This is a genomic window from Labedella endophytica (genome assembly GCF_003990045.1).
GTDB classification, from domain to species: Bacteria; Actinomycetota; Actinomycetes; order Actinomycetales; family Microbacteriaceae; genus Labedella; species Labedella endophytica.
The window spans coordinates 1371111-1390439 of sequence record NZ_RZGZ01000002.1 but is presented as its reverse complement, the minus strand read 5'-3'; the positions used below and the strand labels follow the sequence as shown (position 1 = coordinate 1390439).

18 protein-coding genes and 2 tRNA genes are annotated in these 19329 nt (G+C 69.9%); 15 read left to right on the top strand and 5 right to left on the bottom strand.

Annotated elements, in window-relative coordinates:
• Position 1 precedes the first annotated feature (1 nt).
• From ELQ94_RS09985 to ELQ94_RS09955, 7 genes are all read left to right on the top strand, one after another.
• A complete protein-coding gene (locus ELQ94_RS09985) occupies positions 2-1075 on the top strand; it encodes a FecCD family ABC transporter permease (RefSeq protein ID WP_127049642.1) in 1074 nt (357 codons plus the stop codon).
• Positions 1072-1872: an ABC transporter ATP-binding protein gene (locus tag ELQ94_RS09980; protein WP_127049640.1), complete on the top strand. Its 801-nt coding sequence runs from the start codon at positions 1072-1074 to the stop codon at positions 1870-1872. The genes ELQ94_RS09985 and ELQ94_RS09980 overlap by 4 nt, the downstream gene beginning before the upstream one ends.
• Before the next feature lie 111 nt (positions 1873-1983).
• Positions 1984-2274, top strand: a complete 291-nt coding sequence (locus ELQ94_RS09975; RefSeq protein WP_127049638.1) for a GNAT family N-acetyltransferase — start codon at positions 1984-1986, stop codon at positions 2272-2274.
• Positions 2275-2647: 373 nt separating this feature from the next.
• A tRNA-Ser gene (locus tag ELQ94_RS09970) sits at positions 2648-2735 on the top strand.
• A 141-nt stretch (positions 2736-2876) separates the two neighbouring features.
• Entirely contained in the window at positions 2877-4178 is a 1302-nt protein-coding gene (locus ELQ94_RS09965) for an LCP family protein (protein ID WP_127049636.1), read from the top strand.
• Between the two features lie 32 nt (positions 4179-4210).
• Positions 4211-5509, top strand: coding sequence for an LCP family protein (locus tag ELQ94_RS09960; RefSeq protein ID WP_127049634.1), 1299 nt, complete (start codon positions 4211-4213; stop codon positions 5507-5509).
• A gap of 83 nt (positions 5510-5592) precedes the next feature.
• A tRNA-Ser gene (locus tag ELQ94_RS09955) sits at positions 5593-5681 on the top strand.
• Positions 5682-5796: 115 nt separating this feature from the next.
• Here ELQ94_RS09955 and ELQ94_RS09950 read toward each other — a convergent pair.
• Positions 5797-6495: a hypothetical protein gene (locus ELQ94_RS09950; protein ID WP_127049632.1), complete on the bottom strand. Its 699-nt coding sequence runs from the start codon at positions 6493-6495 to the stop codon at positions 5797-5799.
• 76 nt (positions 6496-6571) lie between these two features.
• Here ELQ94_RS09950 and ELQ94_RS09945 point away from each other — a divergent pair, with 76 nt between their 5' ends.
• The gene (locus tag ELQ94_RS09945) at positions 6572-7567 is read left to right on the top strand and encodes an SDR family oxidoreductase (RefSeq protein WP_127049630.1); all 996 of its coding nucleotides are present in this window, start codon (positions 6572-6574) and stop codon (positions 7565-7567) included.
• Positions 7568-7629: 62 nt separating this feature from the next.
• Here ELQ94_RS09945 and ELQ94_RS09940 read toward each other — a convergent pair whose 3' ends face one another.
• From ELQ94_RS09940 to ELQ94_RS09930, 3 genes are read right to left on the bottom strand one after another with little or no spacing between them, the layout of a single operon-like run.
• The gene (locus ELQ94_RS09940) at positions 7630-8496 is read right to left on the bottom strand and encodes a sugar phosphate isomerase/epimerase family protein (protein WP_127049628.1); all 867 of its coding nucleotides are present in this window, start codon (positions 8494-8496) and stop codon (positions 7630-7632) included.
• Between the two features lie 32 nt (positions 8497-8528).
• A complete protein-coding gene (locus tag ELQ94_RS09935; protein WP_127049626.1) occupies positions 8529-9146 on the bottom strand; it encodes a TetR/AcrR family transcriptional regulator in 618 nt (205 codons plus the stop codon).
• Positions 9143-10657, bottom strand: coding sequence for a GMC oxidoreductase (locus tag ELQ94_RS09930; RefSeq protein ID WP_127049625.1), 1515 nt, complete (start codon positions 10655-10657; stop codon positions 9143-9145). The genes ELQ94_RS09935 and ELQ94_RS09930 overlap by 4 nt, the downstream gene beginning before the upstream one ends.
• A gap of 109 nt (positions 10658-10766) precedes the next feature.
• Between ELQ94_RS09930 and ELQ94_RS09925 the strand changes: the two genes are divergently transcribed.
• Positions 10767-11528 carry a sugar phosphate isomerase/epimerase family protein gene (locus ELQ94_RS09925; protein WP_127049623.1) on the top strand — a complete coding sequence of 254 codons (762 nt, stop codon included), beginning with the start codon at positions 10767-10769 and terminating at the stop codon, positions 11526-11528.
• Between the two features lie 25 nt (positions 11529-11553).
• A complete protein-coding gene (locus ELQ94_RS09920) occupies positions 11554-12750 on the top strand; it encodes a M20 metallopeptidase family protein (protein WP_127049621.1) in 1197 nt (398 codons plus the stop codon).
• A gap of 7 nt (positions 12751-12757) precedes the next feature.
• Here the strand turns inward: ELQ94_RS09920 and ELQ94_RS09915 are convergent, their stop codons facing one another.
• A complete protein-coding gene (locus ELQ94_RS09915) occupies positions 12758-14158 on the bottom strand; it encodes a PucR family transcriptional regulator (RefSeq protein WP_166404717.1) in 1401 nt (466 codons plus the stop codon).
• Positions 14159-14443: 285 nt separating this feature from the next.
• Between ELQ94_RS09915 and ELQ94_RS09910 the strand changes: the two genes are divergently transcribed.
• The 5 genes from ELQ94_RS09910 to ELQ94_RS09890 are packed head-to-tail and all read left to right on the top strand — an operon-like array spanning position 14444 to position 19326.
• Positions 14444-15526, top strand: coding sequence for an extracellular solute-binding protein (locus ELQ94_RS09910; protein WP_127049616.1), 1083 nt, complete (start codon positions 14444-14446; stop codon positions 15524-15526).
• Positions 15511-16374 (top strand): ABC transporter permease, encoded by an 864-nt coding sequence (locus ELQ94_RS09905; protein ID WP_127049614.1) that lies wholly within the window; start codon positions 15511-15513, stop codon positions 16372-16374. The genes ELQ94_RS09910 and ELQ94_RS09905 overlap by 16 nt, the downstream gene beginning before the upstream one ends.
• The gene (locus ELQ94_RS09900; RefSeq protein WP_127049612.1) at positions 16371-17171 is read left to right on the top strand and encodes an ABC transporter permease; all 801 of its coding nucleotides are present in this window, start codon (positions 16371-16373) and stop codon (positions 17169-17171) included. The genes ELQ94_RS09905 and ELQ94_RS09900 overlap by 4 nt, the downstream gene beginning before the upstream one ends.
• Positions 17168-18322, top strand: a complete 1155-nt coding sequence (locus tag ELQ94_RS09895) for an ABC transporter ATP-binding protein (protein ID WP_127049610.1) — start codon at positions 17168-17170, stop codon at positions 18320-18322. The genes ELQ94_RS09900 and ELQ94_RS09895 overlap by 4 nt, the downstream gene beginning before the upstream one ends.
• Positions 18319-19326: a dimethylarginine dimethylaminohydrolase family protein gene (locus ELQ94_RS09890; protein ID WP_127049607.1), complete on the top strand. Its 1008-nt coding sequence runs from the start codon at positions 18319-18321 to the stop codon at positions 19324-19326. The genes ELQ94_RS09895 and ELQ94_RS09890 overlap by 4 nt, the downstream gene beginning before the upstream one ends.
• Positions 19327-19329: the final 3 nt, after the last annotated feature.

Below are 19329 nucleotides of genomic sequence, written 5' to 3'. Positions count from 1 at the left end.
GATGACGCGCGAACACGTGCTCACCCGGCCCACGACGCTTCCAACGGGCGATGCCGCCGCCCGGCTCGGGTCGGCTCGGCGTCGTCGCGGTCGCCGCCGCGGGTTCGTCATGGGCGCGCTCGCCGCAGCGCTCGTCCTCGTGTTCCTCGTGACCCTGAGCGTCGGCAACACGTTCTATTCCCCCGCCGAGGTCTTCCGCGTGATCCTGGGTGAGCAGGTGCCCGGCGCCTCCTTCACCGTCGGCACGTTGCGCCTCCCGCGCGCCATCACCGGGCTTCTCGCCGGCGTCGCGTTCGGCCTCGCCGGTGTGACGTTCCAGACGATGCTCCGGAACGCTCTCGCGAGTCCGGACGTGATCGGCATCACGTCGGGAGCGAGTGCCGCCGCGGTGTTCGGGATCACCGTCCTCGGTCTCGGGGGAGCGGGTGTGTCCGTCCTCGCCGTCGTGTGCGGCCTCGGCACCGCCCTCGCGATCTACCTCCTGGCCTACCGCAGCGGGCTCTCGGGCGCGCGGCTCATCCTCATCGGCATCGGCGTGGGCGCGATGCTCGACAGCGTCGTGAGCTACCTGCTCCTCAAGTCGAGCGCCTTCGAGGTGCAGGCCGCCCTCCGGTGGCTCACCGGCAGCCTCGGGAGCGCGTTCTGGGAGGGCATCCCGCCGCTCGCGGCGAGCCTCGTCGTGCTGCTGCCCGCCATCATGCTGCTCACGCGGCGGCTCACGGCGATGCAGCTCGGGGACGACTCGGCGACGGCGCTCGGGGTGCGGGTGGACCGTACCCGGCTCCTCCTCGTCGTGGTCGCCGTGGCACTCGCCGGGGTCGCGACCGCAACCACCGGACCGATCGCGTTCGTCGCGTTCCTCTCGGGCCCCATCGCCGCCCGACTCGTCGGGGGAGGACGCTCGCTCCTGATCCCCGCCGGTCTCGTCGGCGGCCTGCTCGTGCTCACGGCCGACCTGCTCGGGCAGTTCGCGTTCGACACCTCGTTCCCCGTCGGCATCGTGACGGGTGCGATCGGCGCGCCCTACCTTCTCTACCTGCTCATCCGCTCCAACCGCTCGGGAGGATCCCTGTGACCGAGTCCCACACCCTCGAGGTCGACGCCGCCACGATCGCCTATGGCGACCGCGTCGTCCTCGACGCCCTCGACCTGGCCGTGCCCCCCGGGCGCATCAGCATCATCGTGGGTGCCAACGCCTGCGGGAAGTCGACGCTGCTCCGAGCGATGGCGCGACTGCTCGCGCCCACATCGGGGACGGTGCTGCTCGACGGCGCCCCCATCTCGGCGATGCCGACGAAGAAGGTCGCGACGGTGCTCGGGCTGCTCCCGCAGACCCCGATCGCCCCCGAGGGCATCGTCGTGGCTGACCTCGTGGGACGAGGACGCTACCCGCACCAGGGGCTGTTCGCGCGGTGGACGGCCGAGGACGACGCGGCCGTCGCGGAGGCGCTCGAGGCGACGGGATCGCTCGAGCTCGCTGAGCGCCCGGTGGACGAGCTCTCCGGTGGGCAGCGCCAGCGCGTGTGGATCTCCATGGCACTCGCGCAGCAGACCGACGTGCTCCTGCTCGACGAGCCCACGACGTTCCTCGACGTCTCGCACCAGGTGGACGTGCTCGATCTGCTCACGGACCTCAACCGCTCCCGCGGAACGACGATCGTGATCGTGCTCCACGACCTCAACCTCGCCGCCCGCTACGCCGACCACCTGTTCGCCGTGAAGGAGGGTCGGGTCTTCGCGTCCGGTTCGCCGCGCGAGGTCGTCACGCCCGAGACCGTCGAATCGGTCTTCGGTATGTCCTCCCGCGTGATCGACGACCCCGTGACGGGCACGCCCCTCGTCGTCCCCATCGGCCGCCACCACTCCCTCTGACCCCGTCCCTTCCTTCCGCGACGTGCGGACTTCGGCCCTCTCCGGAGCCCATCGGGGGCGGAAGTCCGCACTTCCGCGATGAATGGGGCAGCGCAGGCGCAGAATGGAGGGATGACCACGACCGAGTTCGCGAACGAACGCGACGCCTCCCGGTACACGATGCGACGCGGCGGCGTCATCGTGAGCGCCCTCGACTACCGCGACGACGGCCGCACCGTCTCGTTCACCCGCGCCTTCACGAACCTGCCCTTCCGTGGCAACGGCTACGCCGGCGAGCTCACGGCCTTCGCGGTCGACGACGTCGAGAAGGCCGGCGACCGCGCCGTCATCCCGATGTGCTGGTACGTCGCCGACTGGTTCGCCGCCCACCCGGAACGCGCTCACCTGCTCGTCTCGCGCTGATCCCGTCGTACCGCGCTCCCCGGCCGGCGCGCTCAGAATCCCTCCGTCTCCCCACGCGGTGGACCGGGCCGTGCCACAAGTCGCGCGGGTGGACGCGTTGTGTCGTGTGGGAGGGGGCGTGGCGACGCTTCGCGTTCGGTCGAGGAGTGGCCGGGGTTCGGGTGGACGCGTTGTGTCGTGTGGGAGGGCACATGGCGACGTTTCGCGTCCACTCGGATGGCAGACGGGGCGGGTGGAGTGCCCTGGCCGGCAGGGCGCGCGATTCCCCCAGATCGGGGGATGTTTCAGGGCGCTCCCAGATCGCGCTGGCAGACTCGCCGGAACCGCATCGGATACACTCGTGTCTCGGTTGTGCTTGCACGATCGATCACCAGGAGGGCTGTCCGAGCGGCCGATGGAGCCAGTCTTGAAAACTGGTGGGCAGAAATGTCTCGTGGGTTCGAATCCCACGCCCTCCGCCAGGGAGCGCCTCTGATGGAGGGTGTGCGAGCACCGCGAGGCACCCGCTCCATCAGCACGACCTCGGTCCGGTGCACTACTGCTCCGTTCCGACGCATCCCGGAATCCGAGCCGCGCATCTGCGCGATGGGAGAGGCACCCCTGTGAGCGAAAGCCCCCGGTCGTCCCGACGCGTCGCCACCGACCGCACGATCATCCGGCACGCGCGACGCCGCGGTCGCAGCGCGGTCGTGACGGCGCTCAAGGTCGTCTCCGGCGCCCTCGCCGTGGTGCTCGTGAGCGGCGGGGCCGTGGCGGCGTACGCGCTGTGGGACGTCGCGTCGAGCGTGAAGCCGGCCGTGACCCTCGCGGGCCAGGACGGGTCGGTCCCCAACATCGACGCGATCGAGGGCGGGGTGAACCTCCTCCTCGTGGGGAGCGACAGTCGACAGGGACAGGGCGACGCGTACGGCGACCCGGACAAGGAGACGGGCGTCTTGAACGACGTCACGATGCTCCTCCACATCTCCGAGGACCACTCGAGCGCCTCCGTCGTCTCGTTCCCCCGCGACCTGTTCGTCCCGATCCCCGAGTGCCCGAAAGTGGACGGGTCGGGAACGTACAACGCGATGTCGTCCCAGAAGATCAATACGACGCTCTCCTACGGCGGCCTCGCCTGCACCGTCCTCACGGTGGAGGCGCTCACGGGACTCGACATCCCGTTCGCCGCTGAGGTGCAGTTCAACGGCGTGATCGCCCTCTCGAACGCCGTCGGCGGCGTGGACGTGTGCGTCGCCGAGCCGATCTCGGACGACTACACCCAGACGTACCTCGACGCCGGCACCCACAACCTCCAGGGCGAGGACGCGCTCCAGTTCCTCCGCACCCGTCACGGCGTGGGCGACGGGTCGGACCTCGGCCGCATCAGCAACCAGCAGGTCTTCCTCTCGTCCCTCGCGCGCACCCTGCAGAGCTCGGAGACCCTCTCCGACCCCACGAAACTCTTCGGGATCGCGAAGGCCGCCGCGAGCAACATGCAGCTCTCCACGAGTCTCCAGAACATCAACACGATGGTGTCGATCGCCATGGCGATGAAGGACATCCCCCTCGAGCAGATCTCCTTCGTCCAGTACCCGAACGCCTACGGCTCGAGCGGGGGACAGCAGGGAGTGCTCCCGCTCACCGACGCCGCCACCCAGCTCTTCGACGCGATCAAGGCGGACCGTCCGCTGACCCTCACGGGAACGACCGGGGAGGGGTCCGTCGAGGACCCGAACGCCCCCGCGGCGGGCGAGACGCCCGCGCCCGAGGAGACGGCGCCGCCCGAGGAGACGACGCCGCCGGAGGATGGCGGGGCCGAGACCACTCCGCCGGCGACCGCCGGGGGCGACGAAGCGGTGGAGTTGCCGAGCTCGATCGAGGGCCAGACCGCGGGCGACTACACGTGCTCCAAGGGCAACGGCTGAGCTTTCCGCCGGTCACCCCCTAAAATCGACGAATGGCCCGTTCGACATCCCCCTCGCGGATCCCCGCCGCACGACACGTGCGCGGACGACGGAACGGACCGTTCGCCGCCATCCTCCGCGTCATCGCCGTCTCGCTCGCCGTCGTGCTCGTGAGCGGGGCGTCCATAGCCACGTACGCGTTCTGGGACATCACCTCCGGGATCTCCGACAACTCCGTCGACATCTCGGGAGGCGAGGAGCCGACCGACCCGCCTCATCTGGGGATCGGGGAGTTCGAGGGCGGCTTCGACATGCTCGTCATCGGCGCGGACAACGACTCGGGCCAGGACACCTCGCTGTACGGCCAACGCGATGTCGCGCTCAACGACGTGAACCTCCTCGTGCATGTGGCCGACGACCACCAGAGTGCTGTCGTCGTGAGCTTCCCCCGCGACCTCGTCATCCCGATCCCCGAATGCACCGATCCGGAGACGGGTGAGACGCGCGGATACGAGTACGCCGCGATGATCAACACCTCGTTCCCGAAGGGCGGGAATAAGGGCGGGCTGGCGTGCGCCGTCGCCACCGTCGAGGAGCTCACCGACATCGACATCGACTACGCCGCGCAGTTCACCTTCGGCTCCGTCGTGCAGCTCACCAACGCGATCGGCGGCGTGGAGGTCTGCCTCCAGGAACCGATCACGGACCGCAATTCCGGGCTCGACCTCCCCGAGGGCATCAGCACGGTGCAGGGGCAGGACGCGCTCGCCTTCCTCCGCACGCGCAAGGCAGTCGGTGACGGCAGCGACCTGTCGCGCATCGCCCTCCAGCAGATGTACATGTCGTCGCTCGTGAAGAAGCTCAAAAGTGACGGAACCCTCGGAGATCCCTCGAAGCTCTTCGGCATCGCGAAGGTCGCAGCGGAGAGCGTCTCGCTCTCGAGCAACCTCGCCAACGTGAACACCATGATCTCGATGGCGCTGACGGTGCGGAACCTCGGCCTCGACAACATCCAGCTCGTGCAGTACCCGGTGGGCGAGTCCCCGAACGACCCGAACCGCGTGGTGCCGAGCACCGAGACGGCCGATCAGCTCATGGCCGCCATCAAGGCAGACGCGTCGTTCTCGTCCGATCCGGACGTGCGCCGCGTGGGCGTGGAGGACACGACGCCCGAGGAGTCCGCGCCACCCGAGGAGCCCGCGGAGATCGAGGAGCCCGCGGATCCCGCGACGGCCCCGCCCGCCGACGGCGAGACGCCCGACGACACCGCGACGACGCCTCCCGGCGACGGTGTGATCTCGGGCCTCGTCGGCCAGTCGGCCGCGCAGGAGAGCTGCGTCGTCAAGAACTGACCGTGCGGTTCCGCCGGCTGGTTGGGCTCGCGCCCGTGGTCGGGTTATGCTGGTAGCCGTGCGTCAGCAGGATCGACACACATGGAGACGTCGCATAGTCCGGCCTAGTGCACCACCCTGCTAAGGTGGAGTCCCCTTATGGGGACCGCGAGTTCAAATCTCGCCGTCTCCGCCGATGTTCCACCTCGATCGCGAGGGAACCCTCGTCAGGCAGAAGCCTGCCGGGGGTTTGTTCTTTCCCGTCACGGCCGGCCTGCCATCGGGATCGCTGGGGACGCCGCGTGGGTTCACGCGTCAGGAGCGCTCAGCGCCACGAGCGCCCACGCGAGAACCGATACCGCTACCGTCATGATGGCGGTGTCGGTCGGTCGCGCCGCGCGCGGGCGGCGCCAGGCGATCCACCAACTCAGCGCGGCCACGGCAAGGGCCGCGAGCGTGACGACCCGCACACCGAGCGGCGGTGAACCGAGGGTGATCGTCACCCCGATCTGTGCGAACGCGATCACGCCCCACGGCACGATTCCGATCACGGCGGCCCACGCGGCGGGCCGGCGCCATCCGGTCGCCGAACCGTCGTCCACGGCGAGGAGGCACACGGCGCCTGCGCTCAGCGCGAAGAGGGGAACGAGTGCCGCGGCATCCACTATGCCGTTCGACTGTGCGACCAGGAAGACGACGATGCCGAGACCTTGCGACCACCCCGCCATGACGAGGACGCCGGGCCGCGCGGCGTGCGGGTGCGTGGCGGACACCGCAGCCAGGGCGTGTGTCGCGGCGCCGCCGAGCAGAACAGCGACGAGAGCCCAGCCGAGGTCGACCGTCCCGATCGGTGAGGTGAGGAGCCGGGTGCCGTCGCGAAAGTTCGCCTCGACCGGGAGGGCGGAGGTGCGTGTCGTGATGATGAGAACGACCGCGAGCGCCACGGCCTGTGCCGCATAGCAGAAGCTCGCCCGACGGTTCGCGGTGCGCGAGGATGTCGGAGCCATGCTCCGACGTTATCGCTCGCCTCGGCCTTTCCGGCGGCCCCTGTCCCGTGGTGCCTGGCGCGACTAGGGTCGACGCATGACTCTGCGACGACGCATCCTGTTCATCGGTGGTTCCGGCGTGATCAGTACCGCGTGCGTCCGCGCGGCGGTGGCCGCCGGGCACGAGGTGTCGGTCCTGAACCGGGGGCGCAGCGCTCGCCCTCTTCCCGAGGGTGTGCGCGAGCTCCGCGCCGACGTCCGAGACGCGGATGCTGTCTCCGCCGTCGTCGGAGAGCGCCCGTACGACGTCGTGGCCGACTTCCTCTCCTTCGTGCCCGCGCACGTCGAGACGGTCCTCGCGACGGTCGGCGAGCGAGCCGGGCAGTACATCTTCATCAGCTCCGCCTCGGCCTACGAGAAGCCGCCGCGTCGCCTGCCGATCACCGAGTCCACTCCGCTGCGGAACCCGTTCTGGCAGTATTCGCGCGACAAGATCGCGTGCGAAGATCTGCTGGTCGCGGCCCACCGCGACCGCGGGCTGCCCGTCACCATCGTGCGCCCGTCGCACACCTATGACGACACCCTGCTGCCGACCCTCGGCGGCTGGACCGACATCGCGCGGATGCGTGCCGGACGACCCGTCATCGTGCACGGCGACGGATCCAGCCTCTGGACGCTCACCCACAGCGACGATTTCGCGGTCGGCTTCACGGGGCTCCTCGGCAACCCCGCGGCGATCGGCGAGGCGTTCACGATCACCGGTTCCCATGCACCCACATGGGATCAGATCTACCGCTGGCTCGCCGACGCCGCGGGAGTCGACGCCCCCGACCTCGTCCACGTCGCGAGTGACACGATCGCGGCGGCAGCGCCCGACCTCGGCCCCGGTCTGCTGGGCGACAGGACCCACTCGGTCGTGTTCGACGCGACGAGGGTGCGTGAGTTGTCGCCGGCGTTCCGCACGACCATCACCTTCGACGAGGGTGCTCGCCGGATCCTGGCCCACTACGACACCCACCCAGAGCTCCAGCAGGTCGACCCCGAGCTCGACGCGCTCTTCGACCGATTGGCTGCGCACGCCGCCTCCGTGTAGGGCGACGGGGCGGTGCCGTTGGCGCCGCCCCGTCGTCGTGTCAGTTCACCCGTCGCGTCAGCTCACCAGTCGACGTTGGCGTAGCGCGTGAAGGCGTCGCGGCTGATCGTCACCGAGTCGAGCTCGAGGCCCGGCGCGTAGTCCTGCTCGAGGAGCACGTACTTGAAGTTCGGGAGCGTGTCGACGGCGTCGATGATCTCCTGGATGGGGAGCGTGCCCGTGCCCACCTCGGTGAAGCCGTCGGGCTTCACGACCTCGTCGAACGTCTTCATCGTGATCGTGGCGTCGGCTGCGAGGACCCCGTCGAAGACGTCGAGCGGCTGGTGGTGGTCCTTCGGGAAGTCCTTCTGGTGGATCATGACGAAGCGGTCGCCGTGGTCGCGGAAGAGTTGCAGCGGGTCGGCACCGCCGCGGTACGCCCAGTAGGTGTCGAGCTCGAAGGCCACGAGCTCCGGGTCGGTGTATTCGAGGAGCATGTCGTAGACGGTGCGGTCGCCGAAGCGCTGGAACTCCTGGAAATGGTTGTGGTAGAAGAAGCCCATCCCTCGCTCAGCGCACTGGCGACCGACCTCGTTGAAGAACTCCGCGCGACGCTTCACGTACTCGATGTCGCCGTACGGGTAGAACTCGATGTCGCAGCCGATGCGCGGGTTCCCGATCTTCTCCTGGAAGTCGAGCACCTGGGGGAGGCGGTCGAGTTCGAGCGGGTTGATCTGGCAGCCGATGATCTCGACGCCGCGCTCGCGCTGGATGTCGGCGAGGAAGTCGGCGGGGATGCCGAAGCCGATGCCGTCCTCGGTGCGGGCGCGATGGTTGGCGCCCTCGAAGCGAGTGAAGCCGAGGTCGGCGAGCGCGTTGAGCGTCGCCTCCGGGTCGGCGGCGAGGGCGTCGCGCACCGAGTAGAGCTGAATTCCGATCTGGACGGCCATGACGGACCTTTCTGAGTGGGTGGAGCGGGGATCTAGGCGGACGCGGGAGCGGTCCCCGTCCGCCACCGCTCGACGACGACGTCGAGGTAGCGGTCGAAGGTCCCGACGAGGTCGACGGACGGGTCGAGCAGCCACTGCAGCTGGAGGCCGTCCATCATGGCGCTGAGCTGCTGGGCCTCGGCGCGCGCGGACGCGGCCTCCATCGGGGCGATCTCGCCGCTCGCGGCGGCGTGCAGGATCTCCTCCTGGAGGCGATTGGTGATGTGGTCGTAGCGCTCGACGAAGTAGTCGTGCGCCGGGTGGCCCTGCCCGGTGGCCTCGGAACCGAGCGTGAGGAAGAACTCGACCCACGTGGGGTTGTCGCGGCTGTAGCGGATGCGCTCGCGCAGGGTGTCGACGTAGGCGAGGCCCTCCCGGGCCTCCTCACCCACCTGCTGCTCGTCCCAGCGGTCGAGCACCGCGGTGAGGAGCTCGTGCTTGCTGCCGAAGAGGTTGATGATCTGGGAGGCCGAGGCCCCGACCGCCTCCGCGATCATGCGGAGTGATCCGCCGCGGTAGCCGTGCTCGCCGAAGACGAGGATCGCGTTCTCGACGAGTCGACGGCGCGACTCGATGCCGGTCTTGTACGGTCCGCGCGGCTGGCTCGTCATCGCAGTGCCTCGAGGAGGGCGTCGGCGGCGCGCACCGCCGTGGTCATGCCGATGAGGGTCGAGTTCGAGACGAGGGCCGTGGGGACGACGCCGTTGCCGGCGACGTAGAGGTTCTCGAACCCCCACACGCGGCAGTCGAGGTCGCACACGCTCGTGCCGTCGTCGACCGGTCCCATCCGCACGGTGCCGGTGAGGTGTAGCGATCCGCCGGCCTCGAGCGCCGTCGACTGGGTCTCGGGGTCGAAGTCGCCGAGCAGGCGGGCGGCGGTCGCCTGCTCGGCGCGAGCGCGATCGAGGTTGGCGGTGTCCTCGTCGGTGTAGCGGAAGTGCACCGTGATGCGCGGCAGGCCCTGCGCATCGACCTCGTCGTCCGAGAACTCGAGCCGGTTCTCGCGCTGGATCTCGGTGCGGATGTAGTACTCGATCCCCACCGCGTAGCCGACGGGCTCACGATGCTCGTCCACGACGACCTTGTTCATCAGGTGCACCTGGAACGGCTGGGTCTCGTCGCTGTGGGGAACCCACAGGCAGTCGGAGGACCACTCGTGGTCGGTCGGCGGGTCGAGCTCGGCGAGGTCGATGCCGAGGCGCTCCGGGTCCGCATTCACGATCCCGGTGAGGAAGTAGTGCTCGTTGAGGTAGCGGCCGAGCGCCTCCGGGCGGATGCCGGACGCGAACAGCAGCTGCGGCGTCCGCACCGAGTCCGCGCACACGATCACATGCGTGGCGTGCACGGTGAAGGCCTCGTCCGTCTCGATGTGGCGGCACTGCGCGCCGGTCGCCCGACCGTCGTCGTGGAGGAGGGACGTGGCGAGGGCGTCGGCCACGAACGTGAAGTTCGCGTCGGTCGACGGGTCGCCGATGGGCGGGAAGATCACGGAGGGGCTCGTGCGCTCCTTGAGGCCGGTCCCGTCCTTGTTCACGGCCATCGGCATGTCCTGGAGGTGACGACCGGGAGCGGACACGGGATCGAAGTGGGCGCCGAGCGCGCGGACGGCGGCTCGTCCGGCCGGCGTCTGCGGGTAGGGCTCGCGGTTCACGCGCAGCAGCTCGGACGCCCGGCTCAGGTCGCGGTCGAAGAGCTCCGGGTCGATGTCCGTGGGGATCTCGCTCCCCCACGGCGTGGGGGTGGCCGCGGTCCAGTGGATGCCCATGCCGCCGGCGTTCCAGGCGACGGACGCGCTCGGCATCTCGTCGGCGCGCTCGCCGAGGGACGTGAGGTGGTACATCCCCGGCGTGACGCCGTGCATGGTCGCGCCCGTCTCGGGGCTCGGGGCGACGCCCGTGTAGAAGGCCTGCACACCCGAGTCGATCCGCTTGTTGTAGCGCTCCCACACGGCGGGGTCGGCCACGTCGTGGAGGTGCTGGCCCGCGCGGGTGCCCATCGTGGGCCCGCCGGCGATCATGGCGATGCGGACGTCGGGGCGCGCGTCGCGGATCATCCGCGCGACGGCGGATCCCATGAGTCCGCTCCCGACGATGAGCACGTCGTGGTTCTCGTCGCTGTGCATGGGGCTCCTCACATCGGGACCGGGTGCGTCGCTCTCTTGACGCACCGCCGATCGTACTCATAATCTGAACACTCGTAAAGGTTTGAGTTCGACGACGGTGAGGAAGAGCATGTTCATCAGTGCAAGCGAATGGGTCCTCGGGGACCGCCCCACCGCGTTCCGGCGTGCTCGCGAGGCCGGCTTCGACGCGATCGAGCTCGATGCGACGCCGGACGTCGACGTCGCCCGGCTCCGGGACGAGCTCGCCGAGGCGGGACTCATTGTGCCGTCGCTCTGCTGGGCGTGGAACAGCGAGAGCGAATTGGGTTCGCCCGACCCCGCGTCGCGGGCCCGGGCGCAGGCGTACCTGCGCGCATCGCTCGAGCTCGCGCACGAGCTCGGCACCTCCCAGCTCGTCGTCCTTCCCGCGTGCCGCAACACGGCCTGGACCCTCGACGAGATCCGCCTGCGGGGCCTCGAGCGCGCCGCCGCCTCGATCTCCGAGGTGCTCGTCGACGCGCCGGCCGACGTGTCGCTCGCGCTCGAAGGCCTCCGCCGCTCGGAGAGCTTCCTGATGAACTCGCTCGCTGACTCCGACCGCCTGCGGACGATGATCGACGACGACCGGGCCGGCCTGCTGGCCGATGTGTACCACCTCGCGTATGAGGAGCTCGACCCGATCGAGTCCCTGCAGCGGTACGCCGAGAAGATCACGCTCGTCCACCTCGCGGCGCCCGCGCGCGGCCCGCTGCTCGGGACGACCCCGGGCGTCGATGCGATCGTCGATCAGGTGCGCGCGATGCCGGGTGTGCGGTCCGTCACGCTGGAGTTCGAGGTCGGCGACGACGACGCTGCGCTCGCCGACAGCCATCGCTTCGCAGCGAGCATCTGAGCCGATCGGCGTCCTCGACTCCTCCATGCCTTCCCTCGTGGGTGATCCTGCCCTGCTCCCCGACCTCGTCGCGCTGAGGCGCCGACTCCACCGCGACCCCGAAGTGGGCCTCCAGCTCCCGCGCACCCAGGCGCTCGTCCTCGACGCGCTCGCCGGGCTGGGACTCGAGATCTCGACGGGGTCGACGTGCAGTTCCGTCACCGCCGTGCTCCGCGGCGGGCGTCCCGGGCCGACGGTGCTGCTCCGCGCCGACATGGACGCGCTGCCCGTCGCGGAAGCGACCGGACTCGAGTACGCGTCGACCAACGGGGCGATGCACGCGTGCGGTCACGACCTGCACACCGCCGGGCTCGTCGGCGCCGCCCGGCTGCTCGCCGCCGCCGCCCGCGAGGACCTGCCCGGGAACGTCGTGTTCATGTTCCAGCCGGGAGAGGAGGGCGTCGACGGCGCGGCCCACATGATCGCGGACGGTGTGCTCGACGCGTCGGGCGAGCGGGCGATCGCAGCCTACGGCGCTCACGTGATCCCCGGGCCGGCCGGTCGCTTCAGCACGAGGGCCGGCACGATGATGGCCGGGACGGCCGATCTCCGCATCACGATGCACGGCGCCGGAGGGCACGGCTCGCAGCCGCACACCGCCGCGGACCCCGTCCCGGCGGTCGCGGAGCTCGTGACCGCTTTGCAGGTGATGGTGACGCGCCGGTTCTCCGTCTTCGACCCCGTGGTCGTGACCGTCACGCAGCTGCGCGGTGGGGACGCCGTGAACGTCATCCCCGACGCGGCCTCCCTCGGGGCGTCGGTCCGGACGCTGTCGCGGGAGTCGGACGAGCGGCTCCGCGTCGAGGTGGCCCGACTCGCCGACGGCGTCGCCGCCGCCCACGGGTGCCGCGCCGAGGTGGTGTTCGAAGCCGACTACCCCGTGCTCGTGAACGACGGGGCGGAGGCGGATCGCGCCGCGGCCGCACTCACGTCGGTCTTCGGCGCGGAGCGCGTCGTCGATCGGAACGAACCGCTCATGGCCTCCGAGGACTTCTCCCGCGTGCTGCTCGAGGTGCCCGGTGCGTTCGTGTTCCTCGCGGCCACCCCTCCCGACGTCGATCCGGTGACCGCGGCGTGGAACCACTCGGCGAAGGTGCTCTTCGACGACTCCGTGCTCGGCGACCTCGCGCTCGGCCTCGCGACCCTCGCGAGCGAGCGCCTGGCGCTCGCCGCGTCTTCTTAGGGCCGCCTCACGGGCCCGACTGGGCGGCGAGCTCGAGCGCGATGTCGAAGTCGGTGCGGTCTCGCGTGGAGTCGAGGCTCCGGCCGGTGATCTGCTCAATAATCTGCACGCGGTGCCGCAGCGTGTTCGGGTGGATGTAGAGCTCGCTCGCCGCGATACTCCACCGGCCACCCGTGCGGAGGAAGACCTCGAGGGTCTGCAGGAGTTGGCCGCCGCGTGACTCGTCGTAGTCGCGGAGCGGCCTGAGGAGTGCGCTCCCCGTCTCCCTCATCAGCTCCGACGCCTGCGAGTAGAGCACGGTCGACGGGCTGTTGAGGTCGTCCGCGCCGACGACGGTCCCCGGGCCGTCCCGTCGCGCGAGCGCGAGCGCGTGCTCCGCCTGGATGAGGGAGAGCCGGAGACGGTCGGGTCCACCGGCCGAACCGATGCCAGCCGAGGCGCTCGGAGGGAGCCCGGCGACGAGGCGATCGAGGACGTCGCCGCCGGACACGCACACGAGCACCGCGTCGTCGAAGCGCGCGGCCGCGGCATGCAGACCGGCCGCGCGCCGCGTGGCGAGCAGGACGGCCTCCGGGTCGGCATTCCACACCGCCGCGACGGCGAGGTCCTCCACGCCCTCGACGCCGAGGGACCGCAGCCGGGCGAGCACCGACACCTCGTCGTGCTCGCCGCTGCGCAACCACGTGAAAAGTTCGCGCGTGTACCCGTCGACCGCTCGTCGCACGGAGCGGATGCGTTCGATCTCGAGGGCGATGAACGGCACGCCGACGGAGAGGACCGCCTCCTGCTCGACGCTGAAGCGGGCGGGGTCCACCTCGCTGTACAGCTCGGCGTCGATGACTCCCTCGCTCAGGAGCGGGATGGGGTGGAGGCCGTCCGTCCCATCCACCCCGAAGGTCTCCCGGTCCGCGACGAGGCCGATCCGAGCGCCGAGCCCCGAGGAGAGCGACTCGAGCATGGAGCCGAGGCTCCGGTCCTCCCGCAGGGCGGCGACGAAGGTGGAGTAGTAATCGAGGTGGCGACGGAGCGGCCGCTCCCAGACCCGTCGCTGCGCCTGCACGAACGACTTGATGACGCGGATGAACGGCACCTCGAGCGGGACGAGGAAGAAGGTGAGCCCGTAGCGCTCGCACGCCTCGACGAGCTCGGTCGGCAGCTCGGTGATGGTGCTCGTGAGGCCGAAGCCGAGCGCGAGTACCCGTGCCTCCGCGAGGTCGCGGACGTACTCGTCAGCGGACGTGGCCGGCCACCACTGACCGGACGTGAGCGCCACCTCGCCGCCCGACATGAACTCGGAGGCCGGGTAACGGTCGATCGCGTGGACCCATTCGATGGGAGCGTCGAGGTCGCCGCGGACCGCCAGGGCGAGGGCGAGGCCGGGGTCGGCGAGGAGGTCTCCGATGTTCATGCGTAGTCCTTCCGGTTCGTGCGACCCCTCACGGAAACGTCCGGGAAACGTGACGCGCGACGTCTCGTAACCGACGTGAAACAAAGCTCCGGGCGGGTGCCCCGCCGTTGGATAAGTCTCCAACGGCCGGCTGCGAATCCGGACATTCATCCAATTCCGGCACCTGATCGGTTTCCAACAGGATAGGCGGACCGGACACGCTCCTCGATGAGACGTCCGAGGTGGCGAGGGGCTGCCGCACCACAACTCACAGCATCTGCACCATCGACTCCCGAAAGGTCCACCATGCTCCGAACCCGCACAGCGGCACTCGCGACCGCGTCCACCGCCGTCGTCGCACTCCTCGCCCTCACGGGCTGTTCCTCCGACTCGGGCTCCGGCTCGGACGGCGCGTCCGGCTCCGGGATCAGCGGCGAGGTCACCTTCGCCGGCTACGGAGGCGCCGGAGGCGACAGCATCACGGCCGCGTGGCTCGACCCGTTCTCCGACGAGACCGGTGTCGATGCGATCCTCGACCCGTCGATGGACAACTCCAAGCTCCTCCAGATGATCGAGAGCGGAAACGTCACGTGGGACGTCGCGGAGGTGGGGCTCGACTTCGACCTCACCGAGGCGAACGACAACCTCGTCGACATCGACTGCGAGATCGTCGAGTGCGACGCCTTCGACGGCAACTGGGAGGTCACCGCCAAGGGCGTCCCGATGTTCATCTACTCCACCAACGTCTCATACAACACGGACGCCTTCGGCGAGGACGGGCCGCAGAACTGGGTCGACTTCTTCGACACCGACGCGTTCCCCGGCAAGCGTGCGCTCAACGCAGGTGAAGGCTTCTTCGGCCTCATGGAGGCCGCGCTCCTGGCCGACGGCGTCAGCCGCGACGAGCTCTACCCGCTCGACGTGGACCGCGCGCTCTCCGTCATGGAGCCCATCAAGGACGACCTGATCTTCATCACGAGCGGATCCGAGTGCATCGACCTCGTCACCTCCGGTGAGGCCACGGCCGGCGCCTGCTACAACGGCCGCGTCACGCTCGCCCAGTCCGAGGGCCTGCCGATCGCCCAGTCGTGGAACCAGCAGATCCAGTCGGCCGACTACGTCGCCATCCCCGAGGGCAGCCAGAACGTGGACGCCGCCATGGCGCTCGTCGCCTACATCACGTCGACCGCGCACGCCGGCGACCTCGTCGACTACATCACCTACGGCCCGGGCAACCCGAACGCCGAGATCGCCGACGACGTCGCAGCCGAGGTCCCCACGGCGAATGAGGGCACCGGAGACGACGCCCCGATCGTGCCCGACTGGGAGTGGTGGAACGCCAACCGCGCCGACGTGCTCGAGACCGTGTCCGAATGGGTCGCGTCCTGACCATCGAGGGAGGGGGCCGGCGCTGGTGGGTCAGCGTCGGCCTCCTCGGCCTGCTCTTCGTCCTCCTCGCCCTCGTCGTCCCGCTCGCGATCGTCGTGCAGCGGAGCCTCGACGCCGGATTCGAGAACTTCGCGGACGCACTCGGTTCGGCCTCCTTCATCCGGTCGCTCGGCAACACCGCGCAGCTCGCCATCAGCACGACGATCTGCTCGGCCGTGATCGGTTATCCGTACGCCTACGCGATGGCCCGCTCGGGACGCACGATGTCGCGGATCCTCATGACGGCGCTCATGCTGTCGTTCTGGACGAGCCTGCTCGTGCGGAGCTACGCCTGGCAGGTCATCCTCAACGACACCGGGCTCGTGAACGAGCTCCTCCAGGCGATCGGGGTGATCGAGGAGCCGCTCCAGCTCATCCGGACGCCCGCGGCCACCCTCATCGGCATGACGCACATCCTCGTGCCGTTCACGATCCTCGCGATCTACGCGCAGTTGCGCGGCATCTCGCCGGACCTCGCGATGGCGGCGAGGGGCCTCGGCGCCACACGCACCCGCGCGTTCTGGAGCGTCACCTTCCCGCTCTCGATGCCGGGCCTCGCGGCCGGCAGCCTGCTCGTGTTCGTGCTCACGCTCGGCTACTACGTGACCCCTCAGCTCCTCGGCGGAGCCGGCAACCCCGTGATCGGGCAGTCGATCGTCGAACAGACCAACACCCTGCTGAACACGGGGGTGGGATCGGCCATGGCCGTGCTCCTCCTCGTGATCGTGATCGTGATCCTCGGAGTCGCCGCGCGGTTCCTCGGGCTCGGTCGTGTGCTCGGCATCGCCACGGAGAGGAGTACCCGATGAACGCCGGAGTCTCGGTCCGCATCGTCGGTGTCCTCATCGCCGTCGTGCTCGTCGTCCCCACGATCGTCATCTGCGCCACCGCCTTCACGGGCGGGTCCGCCGTGACGTTCCCGCCGCAGGGGTTCTCCTTCCGGTGGATCGAGGACGTCCTCGGCGACCGCCGCTGGATGCGCGCCTTCGGCAACTCGTTCGCCGTGGGAGCCCTGGCCGCCGTCTTCTCGATGGTCGCGGGAGCGGCGCTCGCCCTCGGGGCGGCCCGCGCCCGCGGGGCGATCGCGTCCGTCTTCACCGCCGTGTCGGTGCTGCCGATGATCGTCCCGCTCGTCGTGGGGGCCATCGGCTTTTACCTCGTCTACGCGCGGCTCGGACTCACGGGCAACGTGGTCGGCCTCGCGCTCGCCCATGGCGTTCTCGGCCTGCCCTACGTGTTCGTCAACGTGCTCGCGCTCCTGCGCACCCTCGACCCACGGATCGAGGAGGCCGCCCGCATCCACGGGGCTAGCCAGCTCCGGACGCTCGCGACGGTGACGCTTCCGCTCCTCGCGCCCGCGACGGTGATCGGCGGCCTCCTGGCCTTCATCTCCTCGTGGGACGAGGTGGTCGTCGCGACCTTCCTCAGCGACGCGCGCTTCCAGACCCTCCCCGTACTCATGTACGGGCAGATCCGCTCGGGCGTCGAGCCCTCGGTCTCGGCGGTGTCGCTCATCGTCACCGTCGTCACCTTCGGCGTCGCCCTCATCGTTTTCGCCGTCGGGCCCATCCGTGCCCGACTCGCCAGAAGGAGCTCGAGATCATGAGTCCAGCAGCAGACCGCGCCCCCGGCGCCACTCTCGACGTCCGCTCGATCACGAAGCGCTACGGCGACGTGCCCGCCGTCGACGCCGTGAGCCTCGACATCGAGGCCGGCGAGTTCGTCACGCTCCTCGGGGCGTCGGGTTCCGGGAAGACCACGCTCCTGCGCATCATCGCCGGATTCGCCGACGCCGACGAGGGTTCCCTCCTCGTCGACGGGCAGGAACTCCGATCGGTGCCCGTGCACCGCCGCGACATCGGGATGGTGTTCCAGAACTACGCGCTCTTCCCCCACCTCAACGTGGAGCAGAACGTGGGCTACCCGCTGCGGATGCGGAAGGTGAGCGCGTCCGAGCGCCGTCGCCGCGTCGCCGAGGCCCTCGAGGCCGTGCGCCTCCCGAGCTTCGCGAAGCGTCGCATCACGGAGCTCTCCGGTGGCCAGCAGCAGCGGGTGGCCCTGGCGCGGGCGATCGTCAGCCGGCCGCGACTGCTTCTCATGGACGAGCCGCTCGGCGCGCTCGACCGCAACCTGCGCGACGCCCTGCAGCTCGAGATCAGCCGCCTCAGTCGTGAGCTCGGACTCACCGTCGTGAACGTGACGCACGACCAGGAGGAGGCGCTCACCATGAGCGACCGGATCGCCCTGCTCGACAAGGGGCGCCTCGTGCAGTTCGACTCGCCGGACGACCTCTACCACCGGCCGGTCGACGACACGGCCGCCTCCTTCGTCGGGGAGTCGAACATCTTCCGCGGCGCCGTGCGTGGCGACGGGTCGCTCGATGTGGCGGACGGGGTCGTCTACTCACCGCCGTCCCTCGTCGACGGCTCCGCCGTCGGATCGGGCGCCGTCGCCGTCATGGTGCGGCCCTCCCTCGTGGAGATCACCCTGCCCGGCCGGGCGCCCGAGGCGCACTCGCGGGTCGACGGCCGCGTGAGCGGCATCGTGTACGCGGGCGACTCCCGCAAGATCATCGTCGAAACCGCGGGCGGCGCCGAGCTGATCGCTCGGGAGAATGCCGCCCGGCCGCTCGACGTGGGGGTCGGCCAGCCGGTCACCCTGCACTGGGACCCGCGTTCCTCCATCGTCACCCGCCTCGCCGACGAGACCGCGACCACCGCGGCGTCGGCCCCCACACGGAAGAGCGTCAGCGCATGAGCATCATGGATTCCACGAAGGAGATCGCGGACGGCCGGTTCCACCGCCTGATGGGCCCGGAGGCGCTGCCCGCGTTCCACGATCTCGGCGAGCTCGAGGGATCGTGGGGCCGCCGGTGGGGTGCAGCCGACGAGGTCGGTCGGCTGCGGAGCGTGCTCATGCGTCGGCCGAGCGCAGGGCTCGCCGCCGTGCGCACCGACGCGTATGACGCCGACATGGGGGCGTTCGTCGACCCCGACCTCCGTTGGTATTGGACGGGCGAGGACCTCCCGGACCTGGATCTGGTCCACGCGCAGTACGACGGTTTCGTGGGAGCCCTCGAGCGCGAGGGGGTCGAGGTCGTCTTCGCGCCCGACCTCCCGCCGTCGTTCACGAAGTCCGTCTACACGCGCGACCCGCTCGTGACCGTGCCGGGCGGCGCGGTCATCGGCCGCCTCGCCCCGCGTATGCGGCGCGGCGAGGAGCAGTCGATCGCCGCCACCGTCGCGCGAGCCGGTATGCCGATCCTCGGCACCGTCACGGGAGCGGGGCTCGCGGAGGGCGGCAGCTTCATGAAGGTGCGCCGCGACCTCGCCTTCTACGGCTCGTCCGTGCGCTGCAACCCGGAGGGCGGCCGCCAGCTCGGTCGCATCCTCGAGCCTTACGGGATCCGGGTTCAGCAGGTGAGCCTGCCGGGGTACCTCATCCACCTCGACATGTGCGCCGTCATGCTCGACGACGACCTCGCGCTCGTCAATCCGCGACTCGCCCCGTACGACTTCATGACGGCGCTGTGGGATCTCGGGATCGAGACGGTCGACGTGCACCCCGACGAGGAGTGGTCGACGAACCTCCTCGTGCTGAACCGCCGGCGGGTCCTCCTCCCGGCGCACCTCGAGCGCACGGCCGAGATGCTGTCAAGCCGTCATGGGGTGGAGGTCGTACCGATCGAGTTCCGCGAGATGCTCAAGAACGGCGGAGGACTGCACTGCTCCACGATGGAACTGCAGCGGGACTGGAGCTGAGCG